At 64.0% G+C, this 20,251-nt stretch carries 21 protein-coding genes; 20 read left to right on the forward strand and 1 reads right to left on the reverse strand.

Annotated features, from left to right (window positions below):
• Position 1: 1 nt before the first annotated feature.
• Complete coding sequence (locus BM186_RS06660; protein WP_239690026.1) at positions 2–649, reverse strand: type II secretion system protein N; 648 nt, start codon at positions 647–649, stop codon at positions 2–4.
• Positions 650–877: 228 nt separating this feature from the next.
• Between BM186_RS06660 and gspE the strand changes: the two genes are divergently transcribed.
• The 20 genes from gspE (at position 878) to BM186_RS06760 (ending at position 20,180) form a co-directional block, all read left to right on the forward strand.
• On the forward strand, positions 878–2,365 hold the full coding sequence (gspE, locus tag BM186_RS06665; RefSeq protein ID WP_026088627.1) for a type II secretion system ATPase GspE: 1,488 nt from the start codon (positions 878–880) through the stop codon (positions 2,363–2,365).
• 111 nt (positions 2,366–2,476) lie between these two features.
• The gene (xcpS, locus tag BM186_RS06670; protein ID WP_074914045.1) at positions 2,477–3,694 is read left to right on the forward strand and encodes a GspF family T2SS innner membrane protein variant XcpS; all 1,218 of its coding nucleotides are present in this window, start codon (positions 2,477–2,479) and stop codon (positions 3,692–3,694) included.
• 3 nt (positions 3,695–3,697) lie between these two features.
• The gene (gene gspG, locus BM186_RS06675; RefSeq protein ID WP_074914046.1) at positions 3,698–4,123 is read left to right on the forward strand and encodes a type II secretion system major pseudopilin GspG; all 426 of its coding nucleotides are present in this window, start codon (positions 3,698–3,700) and stop codon (positions 4,121–4,123) included.
• 49 nt (positions 4,124–4,172) lie between these two features.
• The gene (gene gspH / locus BM186_RS06680) at positions 4,173–4,724 is read left to right on the forward strand and encodes a type II secretion system minor pseudopilin GspH (protein ID WP_074914047.1); all 552 of its coding nucleotides are present in this window, start codon (positions 4,173–4,175) and stop codon (positions 4,722–4,724) included.
• Positions 4,721–5,107: a type II secretion system minor pseudopilin GspI gene (gene gspI, locus BM186_RS06685; protein ID WP_064494480.1), complete on the forward strand. Its 387-nt coding sequence runs from the start codon at positions 4,721–4,723 to the stop codon at positions 5,105–5,107. The genes gspH and gspI overlap by 4 nt, the downstream gene beginning before the upstream one ends.
• Entirely contained in the window at positions 5,104–5,772 is a 669-nt protein-coding gene (gene gspJ / locus BM186_RS06690) for a type II secretion system minor pseudopilin GspJ (protein WP_072424541.1), read from the forward strand. The genes gspI and gspJ overlap by 4 nt, the downstream gene beginning before the upstream one ends.
• Complete coding sequence (gene gspK, locus BM186_RS06695) at positions 5,769–6,740, forward strand: type II secretion system minor pseudopilin GspK (RefSeq protein WP_074914048.1); 972 nt, start codon at positions 5,769–5,771, stop codon at positions 6,738–6,740. The genes gspJ and gspK overlap by 4 nt, the downstream gene beginning before the upstream one ends.
• Positions 6,737–7,876 (forward strand): type II secretion system protein GspL, encoded by a 1,140-nt coding sequence (gene gspL, locus BM186_RS06700; RefSeq protein WP_074914049.1) that lies wholly within the window; start codon positions 6,737–6,739, stop codon positions 7,874–7,876. The genes gspK and gspL overlap by 4 nt, the downstream gene beginning before the upstream one ends.
• Positions 7,877–7,881: 5 nt before the next feature.
• Entirely contained in the window at positions 7,882–8,403 is a 522-nt protein-coding gene (locus BM186_RS06705; protein WP_099481805.1) for a type II secretion system protein M, read from the forward strand.
• 496 nt (positions 8,404–8,899) lie between these two features.
• Positions 8,900–9,673, forward strand: coding sequence for an ABC transporter substrate-binding protein (locus BM186_RS06710; RefSeq protein WP_074914052.1), 774 nt, complete (start codon positions 8,900–8,902; stop codon positions 9,671–9,673).
• A gap of 174 nt (positions 9,674–9,847) precedes the next feature.
• Positions 9,848–10,537: an ABC transporter permease gene (locus BM186_RS06715; protein WP_074914054.1), complete on the forward strand. Its 690-nt coding sequence runs from the start codon at positions 9,848–9,850 to the stop codon at positions 10,535–10,537.
• A 10-nt stretch (positions 10,538–10,547) separates the two neighbouring features.
• Positions 10,548–11,246, forward strand: a complete 699-nt coding sequence (locus BM186_RS06720) for an ABC transporter permease (RefSeq protein ID WP_072424547.1) — start codon at positions 10,548–10,550, stop codon at positions 11,244–11,246.
• A gap of 28 nt (positions 11,247–11,274) precedes the next feature.
• A complete protein-coding gene (locus BM186_RS06725; RefSeq protein WP_074914056.1) occupies positions 11,275–12,039 on the forward strand; it encodes an ABC transporter ATP-binding protein in 765 nt (254 codons plus the stop codon).
• Positions 12,040–12,094: 55 nt separating this feature from the next.
• Positions 12,095–13,075 (forward strand): transcriptional regulator ArgR, encoded by a 981-nt coding sequence (gene argR / locus BM186_RS06730; RefSeq protein ID WP_026088623.1) that lies wholly within the window; start codon positions 12,095–12,097, stop codon positions 13,073–13,075.
• Between the two features lie 413 nt (positions 13,076–13,488).
• Complete coding sequence (locus BM186_RS06735; RefSeq protein ID WP_017677549.1) at positions 13,489–14,709, forward strand: aspartate aminotransferase family protein; 1,221 nt, start codon at positions 13,489–13,491, stop codon at positions 14,707–14,709.
• 163 nt (positions 14,710–14,872) lie between these two features.
• On the forward strand, positions 14,873–15,889 hold the full coding sequence (gene aruF, locus BM186_RS06740) for an arginine/ornithine succinyltransferase subunit alpha (protein ID WP_074914057.1): 1,017 nt from the start codon (positions 14,873–14,875) through the stop codon (positions 15,887–15,889).
• 81 nt (positions 15,890–15,970) lie between these two features.
• A complete protein-coding gene (gene astA, locus BM186_RS06745; protein ID WP_072424550.1) occupies positions 15,971–16,987 on the forward strand; it encodes an arginine N-succinyltransferase in 1,017 nt (338 codons plus the stop codon).
• Between the two features lie 63 nt (positions 16,988–17,050).
• Positions 17,051–18,514, forward strand: coding sequence for a succinylglutamate-semialdehyde dehydrogenase (gene astD, locus BM186_RS06750; RefSeq protein ID WP_074914059.1), 1,464 nt, complete (start codon positions 17,051–17,053; stop codon positions 18,512–18,514).
• 14 nt (positions 18,515–18,528) lie between these two features.
• Positions 18,529–19,875: an N-succinylarginine dihydrolase gene (astB, locus tag BM186_RS06755; RefSeq protein ID WP_072424803.1), complete on the forward strand. Its 1,347-nt coding sequence runs from the start codon at positions 18,529–18,531 to the stop codon at positions 19,873–19,875.
• Between the two features lie 26 nt (positions 19,876–19,901).
• Complete coding sequence (locus BM186_RS06760) at positions 19,902–20,180, forward strand: hypothetical protein (RefSeq protein ID WP_003461883.1); 279 nt, start codon at positions 19,902–19,904, stop codon at positions 20,178–20,180.
• Positions 20,181–20,251: the final 71 nt, after the last annotated feature.

Genomic DNA, 20,251 nt, shown 5'->3' on the forward strand with positions numbered 1-20,251 from the left:
TTCAGTCGCTTTCCATGAGCTGATCGGCGGGCGTTTCCTCTGGCAGGGTGCCAGAGGCTTCCATCTGTTCGCGCAGGTCTTGCATGCGCTGGCGCAGTTGTTCGAGGTTGTTCTGGTCGAGTTGATCGAGTTGTTCGACGGGGTCGTTGATCGTTTCTTCCGCTGGCGTATAGACGCTGTACTGGCCACTCTGCTGACGAGGGAAGGCCAGGCTTTCGCGGCGGCCGTTGCGCAGCAGTTCTACGCGGTCGGCATAGACGGCATCCAGACGTACGCCGCTGTCCACCTCCATGCCGACGGTATAACGCTGGGCGCTCTGGCCCTGGCGCTGAACCACCGCACTGGAGCGTTGCGGGTCACTGTGAACGAAGCTGCCGAGCAGAGTCAGTTGCAGGTTGGTGGCCGGTGGCGGGCCGCTGTCGACCTCACGCGGGCTGCCGAACAACTGGGCGATGGGCGCTTGTGCGCGCTGTTGCAGATTTGGCGCAGTCTGACTGAGCGGTTGCTGTACGGGGCCGCGCACCAGGCGCAGCAATTCGGCGCTCTGCCAGGCCAGACTCACGCTCAGGGCAATCAGCACGAGCATACCGATCAGGCTCGGGGCATTGTCCTTGATCCGCTGGGAAAGGGCCGAGGTGGGCAAAAGCATTGCTCCGCAAACGACAGTCTAGTTCTTCTTATGTGCTGGGCGTCGCGCGCTGATCATAGCAGCCTGCGCGAGGTTGGCATCCCCCAAATAGGGTGGGTGTACAGTTACAGACGATGTGTTAAAGATAGTTGAATAAACGCACAAAAAGACCGTCCTAGAGGTAGCTATTGGGTCAAACAGTCAGATTAGGCTGTGCTACCCGTATAAGGTTCTGTTCTAAGGCCACGCATGAACACTTCGTTGCTCGAAATTCCGCTGCGCCGTCTGCCCTTCAGCTTTGCCAAGCGTCACGGTGTGGTGTTCGTGATGCAGGATGAGCGCGCCAGCCTGGCCCATCGCGCCGATTGTGACCCGGTGGCGCTGGCCGAGGCGCAGCGCTTCGCCGGGCGCCGCCTGCCGCTGCAGGTATTGAGTGCGCCTGAGTTCGCCCAGGTGCTGGGCGCGGCCTATCAACACGATTCAGCATCGATGCAATTGGCCGAGGACATCGGCGGCAGTTTCGATCTGGCCTCGCTGGCCGATCAGGTGCCGGAAACCGAAGACCTGCTGGAGCAAGAGGACGACGCGCCGATCATCCGCCTGATCAACGCCATCCTGGGTGAAGCGATCAAGGAAAACGCCTCCGACATTCACCTTGAAACCTTCGAGAAGCGCCTGGTAGTGCGCTTTCGCGTCGACGGCATCCTCCGTGAGGTGCTCGAGCCCAAGCGCGAGCTGGCGGCGCTGCTGGTCTCGCGGGTGAAGGTCATGGCGCGGCTGGACATCGCCGAAAAGCGCGTGCCTCAGGACGGGCGCATCTCGCTCAAGGTCGGCGGGCGCGAGGTGGACATTCGCGTGTCCACATTGCCCTCGGCCAACGGTGAGCGGGTGGTGCTGCGTCTGCTCGACAAACAGGCCGGGCGCCTGTCTCTGCAGCACCTGGGCATGCGCGCCGAGGACCGCAAGCTCATGGAAGAGACGGTGCGCAAGCCGCACGGCATCCTGCTGGTCACCGGCCCCACCGGCTCGGGCAAGACCACCACGCTGTACGCCAGCCTGGTCAGCCTCAACGACCACACGCGCAACATCCTCACCGTCGAAGACCCCATCGAGTACCACCTCGAAGGCATCGGCCAGACTCAGGTCAATACCAAGGTGGACATGACCTTCGCCCGCGGTCTGCGCGCCATCCTGCGCCAGGACCCGGACGTGGTGATGGTCGGCGAGATCCGCGACAAGGAAACCGCCGAGATCGCCGTGCAGGCTTCGCTGACCGGCCACCTGGTGCTGTCGACGCTGCACACCAACAGCGCCATTGGTGCCATTACCCGTCTGGTGGACATGGGCGTTGAGCCCTTTTTGCTGTCGTCATCGCTGCTTGGCGTGCTGGCCCAGCGCCTGGTGCGGGTGCTCTGTCCGTCGTGCAAGGAACCCTATGCGGCCGATGAGGCCGAATGCGCGCTGCTCGGTGTGCCGGCCAGTTCGCCGCCGACGCTTTACCACGCCCGTGGTTGCGCCCATTGCCATCAACAGGGCTATCGTGGACGTACCGGCATCTACGAACTGGTGGTCTTCGATGAAACCATGCGCACTCTGGTGCATAGCCGCGCTTCCGAGCAGGACATGACCCGCCACGCCCGCACTCTGGGCCCGAGCATCCGTGACGATGGCCGGCGCAAGGTGTTGGAAGGGGTGACCACGGTCGAGGAAGTGCTGCGCGTGACGCGAGAGGAATGATGGCAAGTGGGATGTTTTTAGGTGCGACTTCAGCCGTGGGTCGGGGCAGATCGCGACTGAAACGGAATGCCGCCCAGCCGTTCCTACGGGAACAACCGGAGCGATTTGTCGATGGCTGCCTTTGAATATATCGCCCTCGACGGGCGCGGCCGCCAGCAGAAGGGCGTGCTGGAAGCCGACAGCGCGCGCCAGGTGCGCCAACTGCTGCGCGAGCGCCAGCTGGCGCCGCTGGAGGTCAAGGCCACGCGCAGCCGCGAGCAGGACAGCGGGCAGGCGCGCCTGGGTTTTGTACGTGGCCTGTCGGCGCGCGACCTGGCGCTGGTCACTCGCCAGTTGGCGACGCTGATCCAGGCGGCGCTGCCCATCGAAGAAGCGCTGCGCGCCGCCGCTGCGCAATCCACCAGTTCGCGTATCCAGGGCATGCTCCTGGCGGTGCGCGCCCGCGTGCTGGAAGGTCATAGCCTGGCCGGTAGCCTGAAGGAATTCCCCGCTGCTTTTCCCGAGCTGTACCGCGCCACGGTGGCAGCGGGTGAGCATGCCGGGCACCTTGGTCCGGTGCTGGAGCAATTGGCCGACTACACCGAACAGCGCCAGCAGTCGCGGCAGAAGGTGCAACTGGCGTTGCTCTATCCGGTGATCCTGATGTGCGCCTCCTTGCTGATTGTCGGCTTTCTGCTCGGCTACGTGGTGCCGGACGTGGTCAAGGTATTCGTCGACTCGGGGCAGACCCTGCCGGCGCTGACGCGCGGGCTGATTGCCCTGAGCGATTGGGTCAAGGCCTGGGGGCTGGTGGCGCTGGTGGCACTTGTGTTGGCGGTCGTCGCCTTGCGCGCAGCCTTGCGTGACGAGGCGTTCAGGCTGCGCTGGCATCGCTTTCTGCTGCGCATACCGCTGATCGGCCGTCTGGGCCGCGCCACCGATTGCGCGCGTTTTGCCTCGACCCTGGCGATCCTTACCCGCAGTGGTGTGCCGCTGGTGGAGGCGCTGGCGATTGCCGGCGAGGTGATCGGTAACCGGGTGATCCGTGGCGAGGTGCTGGTGGCGGCGCAGAAGGTGCGCGAAGGTGGCAGCCTGACCCGCTCGCTGGAGGCCACCGGCCAGTTCCCGCCGATGATGTTGCATATGATCGCCAGCGGCGAACGCTCCGGTGAGCTGGATCAGATGTTGGCGCGCACGGCGAAGAATCAGGAGAACGACCTCGGCGCACAGATCGCTCTGCTGGTCGGCTTGTTCGAGCCGTTCATGCTGGTATTCATGGGGGCAGTGGTGCTGGTGATCGTACTGGCCATCCTGCTGCCGATTCTTTCTTTGAACCAAATGGTGGGATAGCAGGTGAGAAAATCTCAGGCGGGCTTCACGCTCATCGAAATCATGGTCGTGGTGGTGATTCTGGGCATTCTGGCGGCACTGGTGGTGCCGCAGGTGATGAGTCGGCCCGATCAGGCCAAGGTCACCGCCGCGCAAAACGACATCCGCGCCATCGGTGCGGCGCTGGACATGTACAAGCTCGACAACCACAACTACCCCAGCACCCAACAGGGTCTGGAGGCGCTGGTGAGCAAGCCGAGCGGTAACCCACAAGCGAAGAACTGGAACAAGGACGGCTACCTCAAGCGCCTGCCCATCGACCCCTGGGGCAACCCTTATCAGTACCTGGCCCCTGGTACCAAAGGTGTCTTCGACCTCTACTCGCTCGGCGCCGACGGCAAGCAGGGTGGTAGTGACCTGAACGCCGATATCGGCAACTGGGATCTCTGACTCGACCATGCCGTCGTGCGCCTGTGGGAGCGAGCATCGCGAGCGAAGCATGCGTCGTAGAAAACCTTCGCGAGCAGAGCTCGCTCCTACGTGGAAGGCTCAGCACGGCTTCACCCTGATCGAGCTGCTAGTGGTGCTGGTCATTCTCGGCAGCCTGATTGGCCTGGCGGTGTTCAGCACCGGCATCGCCGGGCCGGTGCGCGAATTGCGCAGCGAGGCCGAGCGCCTAGGTGGGTTGATCGGTGTGCTGGTCGACGAGGCGGTGCTGGACAATCGTGAATATGGCTTGAGCTTTACCCGCGATGGTTACCGGGTGCTGCGTTACGACCCGCAGCGCAGCGAATGGCAGGCACTGGATCGTCAGGCTCATCGCCTGCCGGAGTGGGCCGAGCTGGCATTCGAGGTCGAGGGCGAGGCTTTGAGCCTAACAACCGATGCCAGTGCTGATACGCCACAGTTACTGATCCTCTCCAGCGGCGAGCTGACGCCCTTCCGTCTGCGCCTGGCCGAACGCCGTCGTGACGGCCTGCGTCTGCAACTGTCCAGCGATGGCTTTGGTCTGCCGCGTGTCGAGGAGCTGGGCATGGGGCGCGCCAGATGAGATCAGCGCGCGGCTTTACCCTGCTCGAAGTGCTGGTGGCCCTGGCCATCTTCGCCCTGATTGCCGCCAGCGTGCTGACTGCCAGCGCACGCAGCGTGCGCACGGCCAGCCAGCTTGAGAACAAGACCCTGGCCATGTGGGTGGCGGACAACCGACTGACCGAGCTGCAGCTGGCCGACACGCCACCGGCTGATGGCCGCGACCAGGGCCAGGTGGAGTTCGCCGGCCGTCGCTGGTCGTGGCAGAGCGAAATTCAGGCCACCAGCGAGCCGGCCATGCGCCGCGTGACGCTGTGGGTCGCCGCCGAAGAGCGGGGCGCCAGGGGCGATCTGCGTGAGCGGGCGCAGGTCACGCTCAGCGGTTTCCTGGGGGCGCCGCAGTGACTCGTCCGCAGCGCGGCTTCACCTTGCTGGAGCTGCTGATCGCCATCGCCATCTTCGCCCTGCTGGGGTTGGCCACCTACCGCATGCTCGACAGCGTGCTCAGCGCCGATGCCGTCACTCGCGAGCACGAACGCCAGTTGCGCGAGTTGACCCGCGCCCTGTCAGCCTTCGAGCGTGATCTGCGCCAGATCACGGTACGGCCGATTCGCGATGCTTTCGGTGATGCCCAGCCAGCGCTGCACGGCGATCTGGCTGATGCCACGGCGCTGGAGCTGAGTCGCGTCGGCTGGCGCAACCCGCTCGGCCAACCGCGTGCCGAAGTACAGCGGGTGCGTTGGCAGCTCAGTGGCGAGCAGTGGCAGCGGCGTTACTGGCGCGTGCTGGATCGCGCGCAGGACAGCACGCCGCAGATCCAGCAGGCGCTCGATGGCGTCGAGTCGTTGAGCCTGCGTTATCTGGACAAGGACGGCCAGTGGCAGCCTGACTGGCCGCCAGCCAATGCCTCTGGCGACGGTTTGCTCACCGAGCTGCCGCGCGCTGTGGAACTGCGCCTGCAGCATCGCCGCTATGGCGAACTGCGCCGTCTGCTGCGCCTGCCCGATCTGCCGGCGCAGAACGCTGTCGGCGCGCCGCCGGAGGATTCTAACGAGGTGCCGCAGTCATGAAGCGGCAGAATGGGGTGGCGTTGATCACCGTGCTGCTGGTGGTCGCCGTGGTCACGGTGGTGTGTGCCGGGCTGATCGCCCGTCAGCAGCTGTCGATCCGCAGCAGCGCCAATCAGTTGCACGTGACCCAGGCCTGGCACTACGCCCTGGGGGGCGAGACGCTGGCCACGGCGGTGCTGGAGCGCGACCTGCGCCGGGGTGATCCGCGCCAGCCGGTTGATCACCTGCTGGAACCTTGGGCCAGGCCGCTGACGTTCCCGCTGGATGAAGGCGGCGAGCTACGGGTACGCATCGTCGACCCCAACGGCCGTTTCAACCTCAACAGCCTGGTGCGCCAGGGCCGGCCCAACGAGCTGGCGGTGCTGCGCCTGCGCCGCCTGCTGTTGCGTCTGGGCATCGATAAACCCTATGCCGAGCGCTTGCTGGACTGGCTCGATAGCGACAATGAGTTGCAGGGCGGCAATGGCGCCGAGGACGGCCAGTACCTGCTGGCGACACCGGCTTATCGCACGGCCAATCGCGAGATCACCGACGTGTCCGAACTGCGCCTGCTGCTGGAGATGGAGGAGGCCGACTATCGCCGTCTGCGGCCTTTCGTCAGTGCGCTGCCGAGCGAGGCGTTGCTCAACGTCAACACCGCCAGCGCGATGGTGCTCTCCAGCCTCTCCGATGGACTGACGCCGGATGCCGCCCTGGCATTGATCGCCGGGCGTGGTGACGAGGGGTATCTCAGTCCGGCCGCTTTCGCTGCTCAGCCTGCGCTCGCCGGGTTGGGCGAACAGGTGGTACAGGGGCTGGCAGTCGGCAGCCAGTATTTCGAGGTGTTCAGCGAGGTGAGCCTGGGTGAACGCCGGGTGGTATTGCGTAGCCTGCTGCAGCGCAGCAATGATGGCCAGGTCAGTGTCCTGGCGCGTGATCTGGGGCAGGGCGGTATGCCGCCACGGCCCATCGAGGAAGAACAAGAATGAACCCGTTATGGATTTTTCTGCCGCCTGAGGCGTGCCACGCGCTCTCGGCGGATCTACCCGTGCAGCGCGTCACGGCAGACAGCTGTCGCACGCTCGGTCTGGCCGAGGCTCTGGCTGATTTGCCGGCACACTGGGAGCTGGTGCTGCCGGTTGAGGCGGTCACCGCCTGCGCCGTGCAACTGCCGACGCAGAAGGCGCGCTGGATGCGCCAGGCGCTGCCGTTCGCGGTGGAGGAACTGCTGGCCGAAGAGGTCGAGCTGATGCATCTGGCCCTGGGTGAGCAACTGGCCGATGGCCGTCACCGCGTCTATGCGCTGCGCGCCAGCTGGCTGCGCGAGTTCCTGGCCCTGTGCGCGGCGCAACCGCCGCAGGCGATTCGCGTCGATGCCGATCTGCTGCCACGCCAGGGCAGTCAGCTGCTCTGGTTGCAGTCGCGCTGGTTGCTCGGTGGCGAGGCGCCCTGGCGCCTGGCTTTGCAGACTGAGGACTGGCCAGCGCTGGTAGGCCGTTGCCCATCGCCATGCATCGCCAGTGCGCCAGCCGGGCAGGCGCTGCCCGAGCCGGTGGATGAGGTGCATCTGCTGGAGGACGCGCATCAATGGCTGGTGCGTCAGGGCAACGGTGTCGATCTGGCTCAGGGGGAGTTCGCCCTGCGCCAGAGTGGCGACAGTTGGCGGCGTTGGCGCCCGCTAGCGGGGGTATTGGCACTGTGCCTCGTGCTGCAGTGGGGCTTCAATTTCGCGCAAGGCTGGTACCTGCAGCGTGAAGCCGATGCTTATGCCGCGTCCAGCGAGGCGCTGTACCGCGAGTTGTTTCCTCAGGACAGCAAGCTGATCAACCTGCGTGCGCAGTTCGATCAACATCTGGCGCAGTCCACGGGCGGCGATAGTCCGGTGCTGGGCCTGCTGGCCGAAGTAGCAGCGGCGCTGCAGGCCGATGGCGCAGCGCTGGTGCAGGTCAATCAGCTCGATTACAGCGCGACCCGTGGTGATCTGTCGTTGCAATTGCAGGCGCCGGGTTTTGCCGAGCTGGAGCGTTTGCGTGAGCGCCTGGAGGAGTCCGGCCTGTCGGTGCAGATGGGCTCGGCCAGCCGTGAAGCCGAGGGCGTCAGTGCCCGCGTGGTGATAGGAGGATGATGGGCATGTCGAGGACGGGGTTGAGCGAAGGTCTGCAACTGCACTGGCAGCGCTCGCCGCTGGCGCAACGCTGGCAAACGCTGCCGGCACGTGATCGTCTGGCACTCGTGGCGCTGAGCGTTTTCCTGCTGTTGGTGCTGTTCTATCTGGCGTTTTGGCAGCCGGTGCAGCGTCAGGCTCAGGCTGCGCGTGCCGCGTTCGAAGAGCAGCGCGCCCTGTACGCCTATATGCAGAGCCGTGCGCCACAGGTGCAGGGGCGTGACCTGCAGCCACGCGCCAGCCTCGACCCGGCGCGCCTGCAGGGGGTGGTCACGGCAAGTGCCGCCGAGCAGGGCCTGGTGATCGAGCGTCTGGATACCGAGGGCTTTGGCGCGGTGCAGGTTAACCTGCAGCCCGTGGCATTCGCCCAGTTGCTGCGCTGGATTCAAGCGCTGGAGGGGCAGGGGGTGCGCATCGAGGAAGCCGGGCTGGACCGCGCCGAGGAAAATCGCGTGATAGCGCGCTTGAGCCTGCGCGTAGACGGGTAGGGTGCGCCATGCGCACCGGCTTCTTATGGGGCTCGCTACCACGCTGGGTCATCTCGGTGTGCGCGGCGCACCCTACGCGTTGGTGGTCTTGCGGGTAACAGCGCGCACCCGATTGGGCGGTTAGGGAACGTTGGTGCGCCGATACGGTGCCATTTACAACACTGGATGACACGTGAAACCGGCGGTGAGGCCCATGAATCGGGCTTTTGCTGATTTATGGCCTGAGTATTGCTGTAGATATCTGTTTACCCTTTTCTGCTTGATCACTCCTTTTGCGGGCTGTCAATATCTGCCGCCGGCGCTTCCTGTGCTTCTGTAATTAGTTGTCGCATTGAGGAAATATCGCCTCATTGCCTGCCGCTAGAATGCCGCACACCCAGCCAAGGCCCCTTTGTCGCTCGTCCACCACGACAGCGCAGCACCGCCTTCTACAATTCATAAAAGGCCCGGGCCCCTCACTGCCATCGATGTCATACCCAATTCGAAGGAGCAAAGAATGAAGAAGATCGCACTGCTTGGCGCCCTGGCGCTGTCCCTGATGTCGCCCCTGGCCATGGCCGAGAAGCCGCTGCGCATCGGCATCGAGGCGGCCTACCCGCCCTTCGCATTCAAGACTCCCGATGGCCAGATTGCCGGCTTCGACTACGACATCGGCAACGCCCTGTGCGAAGAGATGAAGGTCGAGTGCAAATGGATCGAGCAGGAGTTCGACGGCCTGATCCCGGCCCTGAAAGTGCGCAAGTTCGATGCCGTGCTGTCTTCCATGTCGATCACCGAAGACCGCAAGAAGTCCGTGGACTTCACCAGCAAGTACTACGCCACGCCGGCCAAGCTGGCGATGAAGGCCGGTACCGAGATCAAGGACCCGCTGGTCGACCTGAAAGGCAAGAAGATCGGCGTGCAGCGTTCGTCCGTGTATGACCGCTACGCCACCGACATCTTCGCCCCGGCTGGCGCCGAGGTCGTGCGCTACAGCTCGCAGAACGAGGTGTTCCTGGATATGCAGTCTGGCCGCCTGGACGCCACCCTGGCCGACTCGGTCAACATCGATGACGGCTTCCTCAAGACCGATGGCGGCAAGGGCTTCGCATTCGTCGGCCCGGACTTCACCGACGTGAAGTACTTCGGCGAAGGCCAGGGCATCGCCGTGCGCAAGGGTGACAAGGCGCTGGCCGACAAGATCAGCGCGGCCATCCTGGCCATCCGCGCCAACGGCAAGTACAAGGAAGTGCAGGACAAGTACTTCGACTTCGACGTATACGGCGAGTAAGCGTCCCAGATAGATGAAGTGGCACTAACCTTTTGAGGTTGTGCCACTTTTTTCTTGGTTCTGCGGGGGGGGCGGTGAATACCAATGCGGCTATTCGACCTGCGGCCCGTCGCGTGAGCGACAGAATTTTCTTTGTGCTAGGCGGCGCCAGGGGTGCCTGAGAGGTATTAGCGCATGCTTCAAGGCTACGGCTCGACCATTCTCGATGGTGCCTGGCTTACCGTGCAGTTGGCGCTGCTGTCGATGGCAGTTGCTGTCGCGCTTGGCTTGCTCGGTGCGGCTTTTCGTCTGTCACCGGTGAAATGGCTGGCCCTGCTGGGCGAGACCTATGCCACGGTGATTCGCGGTATTCCTGAGCTGGTGCTGATTCTGCTGATCTTCTTCGGCGGTCAGGACCTGGTGAACCGCATCGCCCCGTTGCTGGGCCATGAGGATTACATCGACATCAATCCGTTTGTGGCAGGTGTCGGCACGTTGGGCTTCATTTACGGCGCCTATTTGTCGGAGACCTTTCGTGGCGCCTTCATGGCTATCCCGAAAGGGCAGGGCGAAGCTGGCCTGGCCTATGGCATGAGCCCGGTGCGGGTGTTCTTGCGCATCCTCGTGCCGCAGATGATCCGCCTGGCGATTCCCGGTATCACCAACAACTGGCTGGTGCTGGTCAAGGCCACCGCGCTGATCTCCCTGGTCGGCCTGCAGGACATGATGGCCCGCGCCAAGAGCGCCGGTGATGCGACCCGTGAGCCTTTCACCTACATCCTTCTGGCAGCGGCTGTGTACCTGGCGATCACCAGTGTGTCGCTGCTGGTGCTGCGCTATCTCGAACGGCGCTATTCGGTCGGCGTGAAAGCCGCCGAGCTCTGAGGGAGTGACCATGCTTTTCGATTACAACGTGGTACTCGACAGCCTGCCGCTGTACTTCGGCGGCGTGCTGGTGACCCTCAAGTTGCTGATCATCGCGCTGGCCGTGGGCCTGCTGCTGGCTGTGCCGCTGGCGATCATGCGGGTGTCCAGGCAAAAGCTGATCAACTTCCCGGCATGGCTCTACACCTACGTGATCCGTGGTACGCCGATGCTGGTGCAGTTGTACCTGCTTTACTACGGCCTGGCCCAGTTCGAGGCCGTGCGCGAAAGCTTCATGTGGCCTTACCTGTCCAGCGCCACGTTCTGCGCCTGTCTGGCCTTTGCCATCAATACCAGTGCCTACACCGCTGAAATCCTCGCGGGCAGCCTCAAGGCCACACCGCCCGGCGAGATCGAGGCGGCCAAGGCCATGGGCATGTCGCGCAGCAGGCTCTATCGGCGCATCCTGCTGCCGTCGGCGTTGCGCCGCGCGCTGCCACAGTACAGCAACGAGGTGATCATGATGCTGCATACCACCAGCCTGGCCTCGGTAGTGACCCTTATCGACATCACCGGTGCGGCCAAGACCGTCAGCTCGCAGTACTACCTGCCGTTCGAGGCCTACGTCACCGCCGGCCTGTTCTACCTGGCACTGACGTTCATTATGGTGCGCCTGTTCAAGCTGGCCGAACGCCGCTGGCTGGCCTATCTGGCACCACGCAAGGCCTGATGCCATGACGATTGAAGAGAACCCGAACATGTACAAACTCGAAGTTCAGGACCTGCACAAGCGCTACGGCAGCCATGAAGTGATCAAGGGCGTGTCGATGGCGGCCAAGGCCGGCGACGTGATCAGCATCATCGGCTCCAGCGGCTCGGGCAAGAGCACCTTCCTGCGCTGCCTGAACCTGCTCGAGCAGCCGCATGCCGGTAAGATTCTGCTCAACAACGAAGAGCTGAAGCTGCTACCGGCCAAGGACGGTTCGCTGCGTGCCGCCGATGCCAAACAGCTGCAGCGCATGCGCTCGCGCCTGGCCATGGTGTTCCAGCACTTCAATCTGTGGTCGCACATGAGCGCCCTGGAAAACGTGATGGAGGCGCCGGTGCACGTACTCGGCGTAAGCAAGGCCGAAGCCCGCGACAAGGCTGAACATTATCTGGCCAAGGTCGGCGTCGCGCACCGTAAGGACGCCTACCCCGCGCACATGAGTGGTGGTGAGCAGCAGCGCGTGGCCATCGCCCGTGCCCTGGCCATGGAGCCGGAGGTGATGCTGTTCGATGAACCCACTTCGGCGCTCGACCCCGAACTGGTTGGTGAGGTGCTCAAGGTGATGCAGGACCTGGCCACCGAAGGTCGCACCATGGTGGTGGTGACCCACGAAATGGGTTTTGCCCGCGAGGTGTCGAATCAGCTGGTGTTCCTGCACAAGGGATTGGTCGAGGAGCGCGGTTGCCCGAAGGAAGTGCTGGTCAATCCGCAATCCGAACGGCTGCAGCAGTTCCTTTCCGGCAGTCTCAAATAATAAGAAGCTAGACTTCGCACTTAACTGGTGCGTTGAACCCATTGAATAGACGCTAATGACTCCCCATCGAATCGGCTTTTTGTACTGGCCCGGCACCAAGGCCCTGACCCTGTCCCTGGCGGAGGAGGCCCTGCGTGTCGCCCAGCGCGTGCATCCGGAAGTGGTGTACGAGCTGGTGTTCCTTCAGGCCGAGCCGCTGGCAGCGGGTGACTGGCGTCTACCGGGCGAGCCCTGGGCCGGGCACCTGGAAGGGTTGGACAAGCTGTTCCTGCTGGCCGATGCGCCGCCAGCGCAGGTGTCTGCGGGGCTGGCGGCGGCGCTCAAGCAGCAGGTGCGCAGCGGTTGTGTGATCGGCGGGCTGTCTGCCGGGGTCTATCCGCTGGCTCAGCTCGGTTTGCTCGATGGTTATCGCGCGGCAGTGCACTGGCGCTGGCAGGACGATTTCGCCGAGCGCTTCCCCAAGGTCATCGCCACCAGCCATCTGTTCGACTGGGACCGTGACCGCCTGACCGCCTGCGGTGGTTTGGCGGTGCTCGATCTGCTGTTGGCGGTGCTGGCGCGCGATCACGGCGCCGAGCTGGCCGGTGCGGTGAGCGAGGAGCTGGTGGTCGAGCGCATTCGCGAGGGCGGCGAACGTCAGCGCATTCCGCTGCAGAATCGCCTCGGCTCCAGCCACCCGAAGCTGACCCAGGCCGTGCTGCTGATGGAAGCTAACATCGAGGAGCCGCTGACCACTGACGAGATCGCCCAGCACGTGTGCGTGTCGCGTCGTCAGCTCGAACGCATCTTCAAGCAGTACCTCAACCGCGTGCCCAGCCAGTATTACCTGGAGCTGCGCCTGAACAAGGCACGGCAACTGCTGATGCAGACCAGCAAGTCGATCATCCAGATCGGCCTGTCCTGCGGCTTCTCCTCGGGGCCGCACTTCTCCAGCGCCTACCGCAACTTCTTCGGCGCCACGCCGCGCGACGACCGTAACCAGCGCCGCAGCAACAGCCCCTTCGAGTTGACGTCGACGCCGGTCGAGCGCGGTTGATCCATTCTGTGGGAGCGAGCTCTGCTCGCGAAGCTTTGGCGTTGTCCTCGGTTCGCGAGCAGAGCTCGCTCCTACACTGCGGTAGCCGTAGCCCGGATGAAATCCGGGGGGGGGCGGTGCCGGCCCCGGCTTTATTCGGGCTATGCATAGCAGGGTTCGATACTGACCGGTCAGCCTGCGGAGAATTTTTCCAGCGGCGTGCTCCAGGCGGCGATCTGCGATTAAACTGCGCCTTTCCGACGCTTTCTGTCGCTTGGACGAAAACCCGCGGAAAACCTGGGGTGGCGCTGTAAGAAGTTGTCGCATGGCGACAATGCCGACCCCGATTCAGTCCCTACAATCCTTGCATTCCCTGTCGTTTCGGGCGCTTCGTCGCCTCTCTGCGGCCGGTATTTCTCATCAGGAGAGCTTTGATGTCCGTTCAGCACGATGCGGTGCAACGCGCCGATTTCGATCAGTTCATGGTCCCCAACTACGCCCCTGCTGCCTTCGTCCCCGTGCGCGGCCTGGGTTCGCGAGTCTGGGATCAGAGTGGTCGAGAGCTGATCGACTTCGCCGGCGGCATTGCCGTCAACGTGCTTGGCCACTGCCACCCGGCACTGGTCGCGGCGCTGACCAAGCAGGCCAATACCCTGTGGCACATCTCCAACGTATTCACCAACGAGCCGACCCTGCGCCTGGGCAAGAAGCTGGTCGAAGCGACCTTCGCCGAGCGCGTGTTCTTCTGCAACTCCGGCGCCGAGGCCAACGAGGCTGCGTTCAAGCTGGCGCGTCGCGTTGCCCATGACCGCTTCGGCCCGGAAAAGCACGAGATCATTGCCGCTACCAACAGCTTCCACGGCCGCACTCTGTTCACCGTCAGCGTCGGCGGCCAGCCGAAGTACTCCGACGGTTTCGGGCCGAAGATCCAGGGCATCACCCATGTGCCGTACAACGATCTGGAGGCGCTGAAAGCCGCGATTTCCGACAAGACCTGCGCCGTGGTGCTGGAGCCCGTGCAGGGCGAGGGCGGCGTGCTGCCGGCCGAAAAGGCCTATCTGCAAGGCGCTCGCGAACTGTGCAACGCACACAACGCGCTGCTGGTGTTCGATGAAGTACAAAGCGGCATGGGCCGTACCGGCGAGCTGTTCGCCTATATGAATTACGGCGTGGTGCCGGACATTCTCTCCAGCGCCAAGAGCCTGGGCGGTGGTTTCCCCATCGCGGCGATGCTCACTACCACCGACCTGGCCAAGCACTTCTCGCCCGGCACCCACGGCACGACCTACGGCGGCAACCCGCTGGCCTGTGCGGTCGGTGAGGCAGTGCTGGATATCGTCAACACCCGCCAGACCCTGGACGGTGTGAAGACCAAGAGCGAACAGTTCAAGACGCGCCTGCTGGCTCTGGGCAAGCAGTACGGTCTGTTCGAGCAGGTACGAGGCATGGGCCTGCTGCTCGGCTGCGTACTCAACGAGGCGTGGATGGGCAAGGCCAAGCAGGTGCTCGATGCCGCTACCGCCGAGGGTCTGATGATTCTGCAGGCCGGCCCGGATGTGGTGCGTTTCGCTCCGAGCCTGGTGGTCGAAGATGCCGATATCGACGAAGGCCTGGCGCGTTTCGAGCGTGCGCTGAGCAAACTGACGGCCGCCTGAGTCCCTGCTGACTTGCTGCGGGAGGCGCTTTAGCTGCGACAATCGCCGCTGCGACTGCATGGATGCAGAAGGTAGAGCGAAGCAGGATGCCCGAGCCGAAAGCGCCTCCCACGGCTGTTTGCCCGACCCGGGCTATGAATACCCTGTTTAGAAGGAGTGACCCATGCTGGTGATGCGCCCTGCGCAAATGGCGGATCTGGCCGAAGTGCAGCGATTGGCTGCTGACAGCCCGGTAGGTGTCACTTCATTGCCGGACGATGCAGGCCGGCTGGGCGACAAGATCGCCGCCTCGGATGCGTCGTTCGCCGCTGAAGTCAGTTTCAACGGCGAGGAGAGCTATTTCTTCGTCCTCGAGGACACCGAGAGCGGGCGCCTGGTCGGTTGTTCCGGCATCGTCGCTTCGGCGGGATATTCCGAACCCTTCTACAGCTTTCGCAACGAAACCTTCGTGCACAACTCGCGTGAGCTGAAGATCCACAACAAGATCCACGTGCTGTCACTGTGTCACGACCTGACCGGCAACAGCCTGCTCACCAGCTTCTACGTCGAACGCCCGCTGGTCAGCAGCGTGTTCGCCGAGCTCAATTCGCGCGGCCGCCTGCTGTTCATGGCGGGGCACCCGGAGCGTTTCGCCGATGCCGTGGTGGTGGAGATCGTCGGCCACAGCGACGAGAACGGTGATTCTCCGTTCTGGGACGCGCTGGGTCGCAACTTCTTCGACATGACCTACGCCGAGGCCGAGCGCCTGTGCGGGCTGAAGAGCCGCACTTTCCTCGCCGAGCTGATGCCGCATTACCCCATCTACGTGCCGCTGCTCTCCGATGAGGCGCAGGAGGCCATGGGCCAGGTGCATCCACGCGCGCAGATCACCTTCGACATCCTCATGCGCGAAGGCTTCGAGACCGACCATTACATCGACATCTTCGACGGTGGCCCGACCCTGCATGCACGCACCTCGGGCATCCGCAGCATCGCGCATAGCCGCCTGGTGCCGGTGAGGATCGGCGAGGCCGAGGCGGGCGGGCGCCAGTATCTGGTGAGCAACGGCCAACTGCAGGATTTCCGCGCCATCGTCGCCGATCTCGACTGGGTGCCGGGTAAGCCTGTGATGCTCAGCGCACAGGCGGCCGAGGCCCTGGGTGTCGGCGAAGGCGCCAGCGTCAGGTTGGTAGCGGTTTAACAGGCTCGCTCCGGCTGGAGTGGGCGCCCTTCAAGGGCAGAGGAGAGTGCCGGCGGCACTCTTGAGGAATCTGGAGGCTTTATGATCGTTCGTCCCGTGCGCAGTGCCGACTTGCCGGCTCTGATCGACCTGGCTCGCAGCACCGGCGCTGGCCTGACCACGCTGCCGGCCAACGAGGAGCGCCTGGCGCACCGGGTCGGCTGGGCGGAGAAGGCATTTCGTGGCGAGGCCGAGCGTGCCGATGCCGACTACCTGTTCGTCCTCGAAGACGATGCCGGCAAGGTGGTGGGCATTTCTGCGGTGGCCGGCGCCGTCGGCCTGCGCGAGCCCTGGTACAACTACCGGGTCGGCCTGACCGTCAGCGCTTCTCAGGAGTTGAACATCCATCGCCAGGTGCCGACGCTGTTCATGGCCAACGACCTGACCGGCAACTCCGAACTGTGCTCGCTGTTTCTGCATGCCGATTACCGCACTGGCCTCAACGGCCGTTTGCTGTCGAAGGCGCGCTTTCTGTTCATCGCCGAGTTTCGCCAGCTTTTCGGCGACAAGGTGATCGCCGAGATGCGCGGCATGTCCGACGAGCGTGGACGCTCGCCGTTCTGGGAAAGCCTCGGTCGGCATTTCTTCAAGATGGAGTTCTCCCAGGCGGACTACCTCACCGGCGTCGGCAACAAGGCCTTCATCGCTGAGTTGATGCCCAAGTTTCCGCTGTACACCTGTTTCCTTTCCGAGGACGCACGTGCCGTGATCGGCCGTGTCCACCCGGACACCGAACCGGCGCTGGCCATGCTCAAGGCCGAGGGTTTCAGCTACCAGGGCTATGTGGACATCTTCGACGCGGGCCCGGCCATCGAGGCGGAAACCGCGAAGATTCGCGCCGTGCAGGGCAGCCAGAACCTGGTACTGGCCATCGGTACGCCGGGTGATGACGCCGAGCCGTTCCTGGTGCACAACCGCAAGCGCCAGGACTGCCGTATCACCGCTGCACCAGCGCGCCTGGCGGCCGGCACTCTGGTGGTCGATCCGCTGACGGCCAAGCGTCTGCGCCTTTCTGCGGGTGATCAGGTACGCGCCGTGCCGTTGGCGGCGCACCGCTGAGTTATTGGTTTTGCGCGGCGGCCCAAGCCGGCCGCTGGAAAATGCTGGGAGTGGTAAAACAAGATGAACACTCATTACATCGCAGGTCAGTGGCAGCCCGGTCAGGGCGAGTCGCTGCAATCGCTCGACCCGGTCAGCCAGGCCGTGCTCTGGCAGGGTCAGGGCGCCACCGCTGCGCAGGTCGATGCAGCCGTTGCCGCTGCGCGTGGCGCTTTCTCGTTGTGGGCAGCGCATTCGCTGGATGGCCGCATCGCCGTGCTGGAGCGCTTCGCCGCCTGCCTGAAGTCGCGTGCCGACGAAGTGGCCCGGGCGATTGGTGAGGAGACCGGCAAACCATTGTGGGAAGCTGCCACCGAAGTGAACAGCATGGTGGGCAAGGTCGCCATTTCCATTCAGAGCTATCGCGAGCGCACCGGTGAGAAGAGCGGCCCGCTGGGCGACGCCACCGCGGTGTTGCGCCACAAACCGCACGGCGTGGTGGCGGTGTTTGGCCCCTACAACTTTCCCGGCCACTTGCCTAACGGCCATATCGTGCCGGCGCTCCTGGCCGGTAACTGCGTGCTGTTCAAGCCCAGCGAGTCGACGCCGAAGGTGGCCGAGCTGACGGTCAAATGCTGGATCGAGGCCGGGCTGCCCGAGGGCGTGCTCAGCCTGCTGCAGGGCGGTCGTGAAACCGGCGTCGCGCTGGCCGGTCATCCTGGTATCGACGGGCTGTTCTTCACTGGCTCCAGCCGCACCGGCAACCTGCTTCACGCCCAATTCGCCGGGCGCCCGGACAAGATCCTGGCGCTGGAGATGGGCGGCAACAACCCGCTGATCGTCGATCAGGTCGCGGATGTCGATGCCGCGGTGTACACCATCGTCCAGTCCGCGTTCATCTCGGCTGGCCAGCGCTGCACCTGCGCGCGTCGTCTGCTGGTGCCACAAGGGCAGTGGGGTGACGCCCTGCTGGCGCGTCTGGTGCAGGTTGCCGGGCAGATCAAGGTCGGTCGCTTCGACGAGCAGCCGGCGCCGTTCATGGGCTCGGTGATTTCCCTGCAGGCCGCCGCGCAGCTGATGCAGGCCCAGCAGGACTTGCTGGCCGGCGGCGCCACGGCATTGCTGGCGATGACCCAGCGGCAGGAGGGGGCTGCGCTGCTGACGCCCGGCATTCTCGATGTCACGGCGGTGAACGACCGTCCTGACGAAGAGTTCTTCGGTCCGCTGCTGCAGGTGATTCGCTACGACAGTTTCGAGGCTGCCATCGCCGAGGCCAACGCCACGGCTTATGGTCTGGCCGCCGGCCTGCTGTCCGACTCACGTGCGCGCTTCGAGCAGTTCTGGCTGCACAGTCGCGCCGGCATCGTCAACTGGAACAAACAGCTCACTGGCGCCGCCAGCACTGCGCCTTTCGGTGGCATCGGCGCTTCGGGCAACCATCGCGCCAGTGCCTACTATGCAGCGGATTACTGCGCCTACCCGGTGGCCGGGCTTGAGAGCGAAAGCCTGGCCTTACCCGCGACCCTGACCCCGGGAGTGACTCTGTAATGACCGCTTATGAGATGTCCGCTTTTGAAATGAATGTCGACGGCCTGGTCGGGCCGACTCACAACTACGGTGGGTTGTCCTACGGTAACGTCGCGTCGCAAAGCAACTGTCAGGCCGTGTCGAGCCCCAAGGAAGCCGCCAAGCAAGGGCTGGCGAAGATGAAGGCGCTGATGGACATGGGCTTCAAGCAGGGCGTACTGGCCCCGCAGGAGCGTCCGGACGTTGCCGCCTTGCGCAGCCTGGGCTTTACCGGTAGTGACGCGCAGGTGATCGCCAAGGCCGCCAAGGGCGCCATGCCTCTGCTGGTGGCGAGCTGTTCGGCCTCCAGCATGTGGACGGCCAATTCCTGCACTGTCAGCCCCAGCGCCGACACGGCAGATGGGCGCGTGCACTTCACCGCCGCCAACCTCAACTGCAAGTTCCACCGCAGCATCGAGCACCCCACCACCAGCCGCGTGCTGCAGGCGATGTTCGCCAGCGAGAAACACTTCGCTCATCACCCGGCGTTGCCGGCGGTCAGTCAGTTTGGTGACGAAGGTGCGGCCAACCATACGCGCTTCTGCAAGGGCTATGGCGACGCCGGTGTGGAGTTCTTCGTCTACGGCCGCAGCGCCTTCGACAGTCGCTATCCGGCCCCGCAGCGCTACCCGGCGCGGCAGACCCTGGAGGCCTCTCACGCGGTGGCCCGCTTGCATGGCCTGGGCAAGGCCGGGGTGGTGTTCGCCCAGCAGAATCCGGAGGTGATCGATCAGGGCGTGTTTCACAACGACGTGATCGCCGTGGGCAACGGCGAGGTGCTGCTCTATCACCAGGATGCCTTCTTGGGCACCGACAAGGTACTGGCCGAACTGGGTGAAAAACTGGCCCGGCGCGGCGGTAACTTCCAGGCCATCTGCGTGCCAGCTTCTGCCGTCAGTGTGCAGGATGCGGTGCGTTCCTACCTGTTCAACAGCCAGCTGCTGACGCGTGCCGATGGCAGCATGCTGTTGGTGGTGCCAGAGGAGTGCAAGAGCAACGCCAGCGTCTGGCGCTACCTGGAGCAACTGACCGCGAGCGGCGGGCCGATCCGTGAGGTGCGGGTGTTCGACCTCAAGCAAAGCATGCAGAACGGCGGTGGTCCTGCTTGCCTGCGCCTGCGTGTGGCGCTCAATGAGCAGGAGTTGGCTGCGGTCAATCCGGGCGTGCTGATGAGCGACGCGCTGCACGACACCCTGGTGGCCTGGGTCGACAAGCATTACCGCGACCGCCTCAGCGAAGCCGATCTGGCCGACCCGCAATTGCTGACCGAATGCCGCACGGCATTGGATGAACTGACGCAGATCCTTAAACTGGGCTCGGTCTATCCTTTCCAGATAGCCTGAACCTGACCTCGATTCCCGGAGATTTTATGAGCGACGCGCTGCAACTGATTCTTGAAGACAACGACGGTACCCAACTGGAAACCTCCTGCAGCCGCTTTGCCGTGGTCTGGCAGGGCAAGGAACTTTGGGTGCAGGCCGTTGGCGATCAGTTGCTGATCGGTGTCGACGTGGAGGAGGGCGACACCGAGTACGTCAACCTGCTGCTGCGTCCGCAGGCCACCAACCTGGTCAGCCTGCAGCTGGAAATGGAGCCGATGATTGCCGATGAGGACGATCATGTTCATGGCCCGGACTGCAACCACTGATTGAATCTTGTAGGGTGGGCCGGGCGGCGCTCCGCTTCAGCCCACCCTGCGAAAATGCTGCGAACCAAGGA

Source organism: Ectopseudomonas toyotomiensis (genome assembly GCF_900115695.1).
GTDB classification, from domain to species: Bacteria; Pseudomonadota; Gammaproteobacteria; order Pseudomonadales; family Pseudomonadaceae; genus Aquipseudomonas; species Aquipseudomonas toyotomiensis.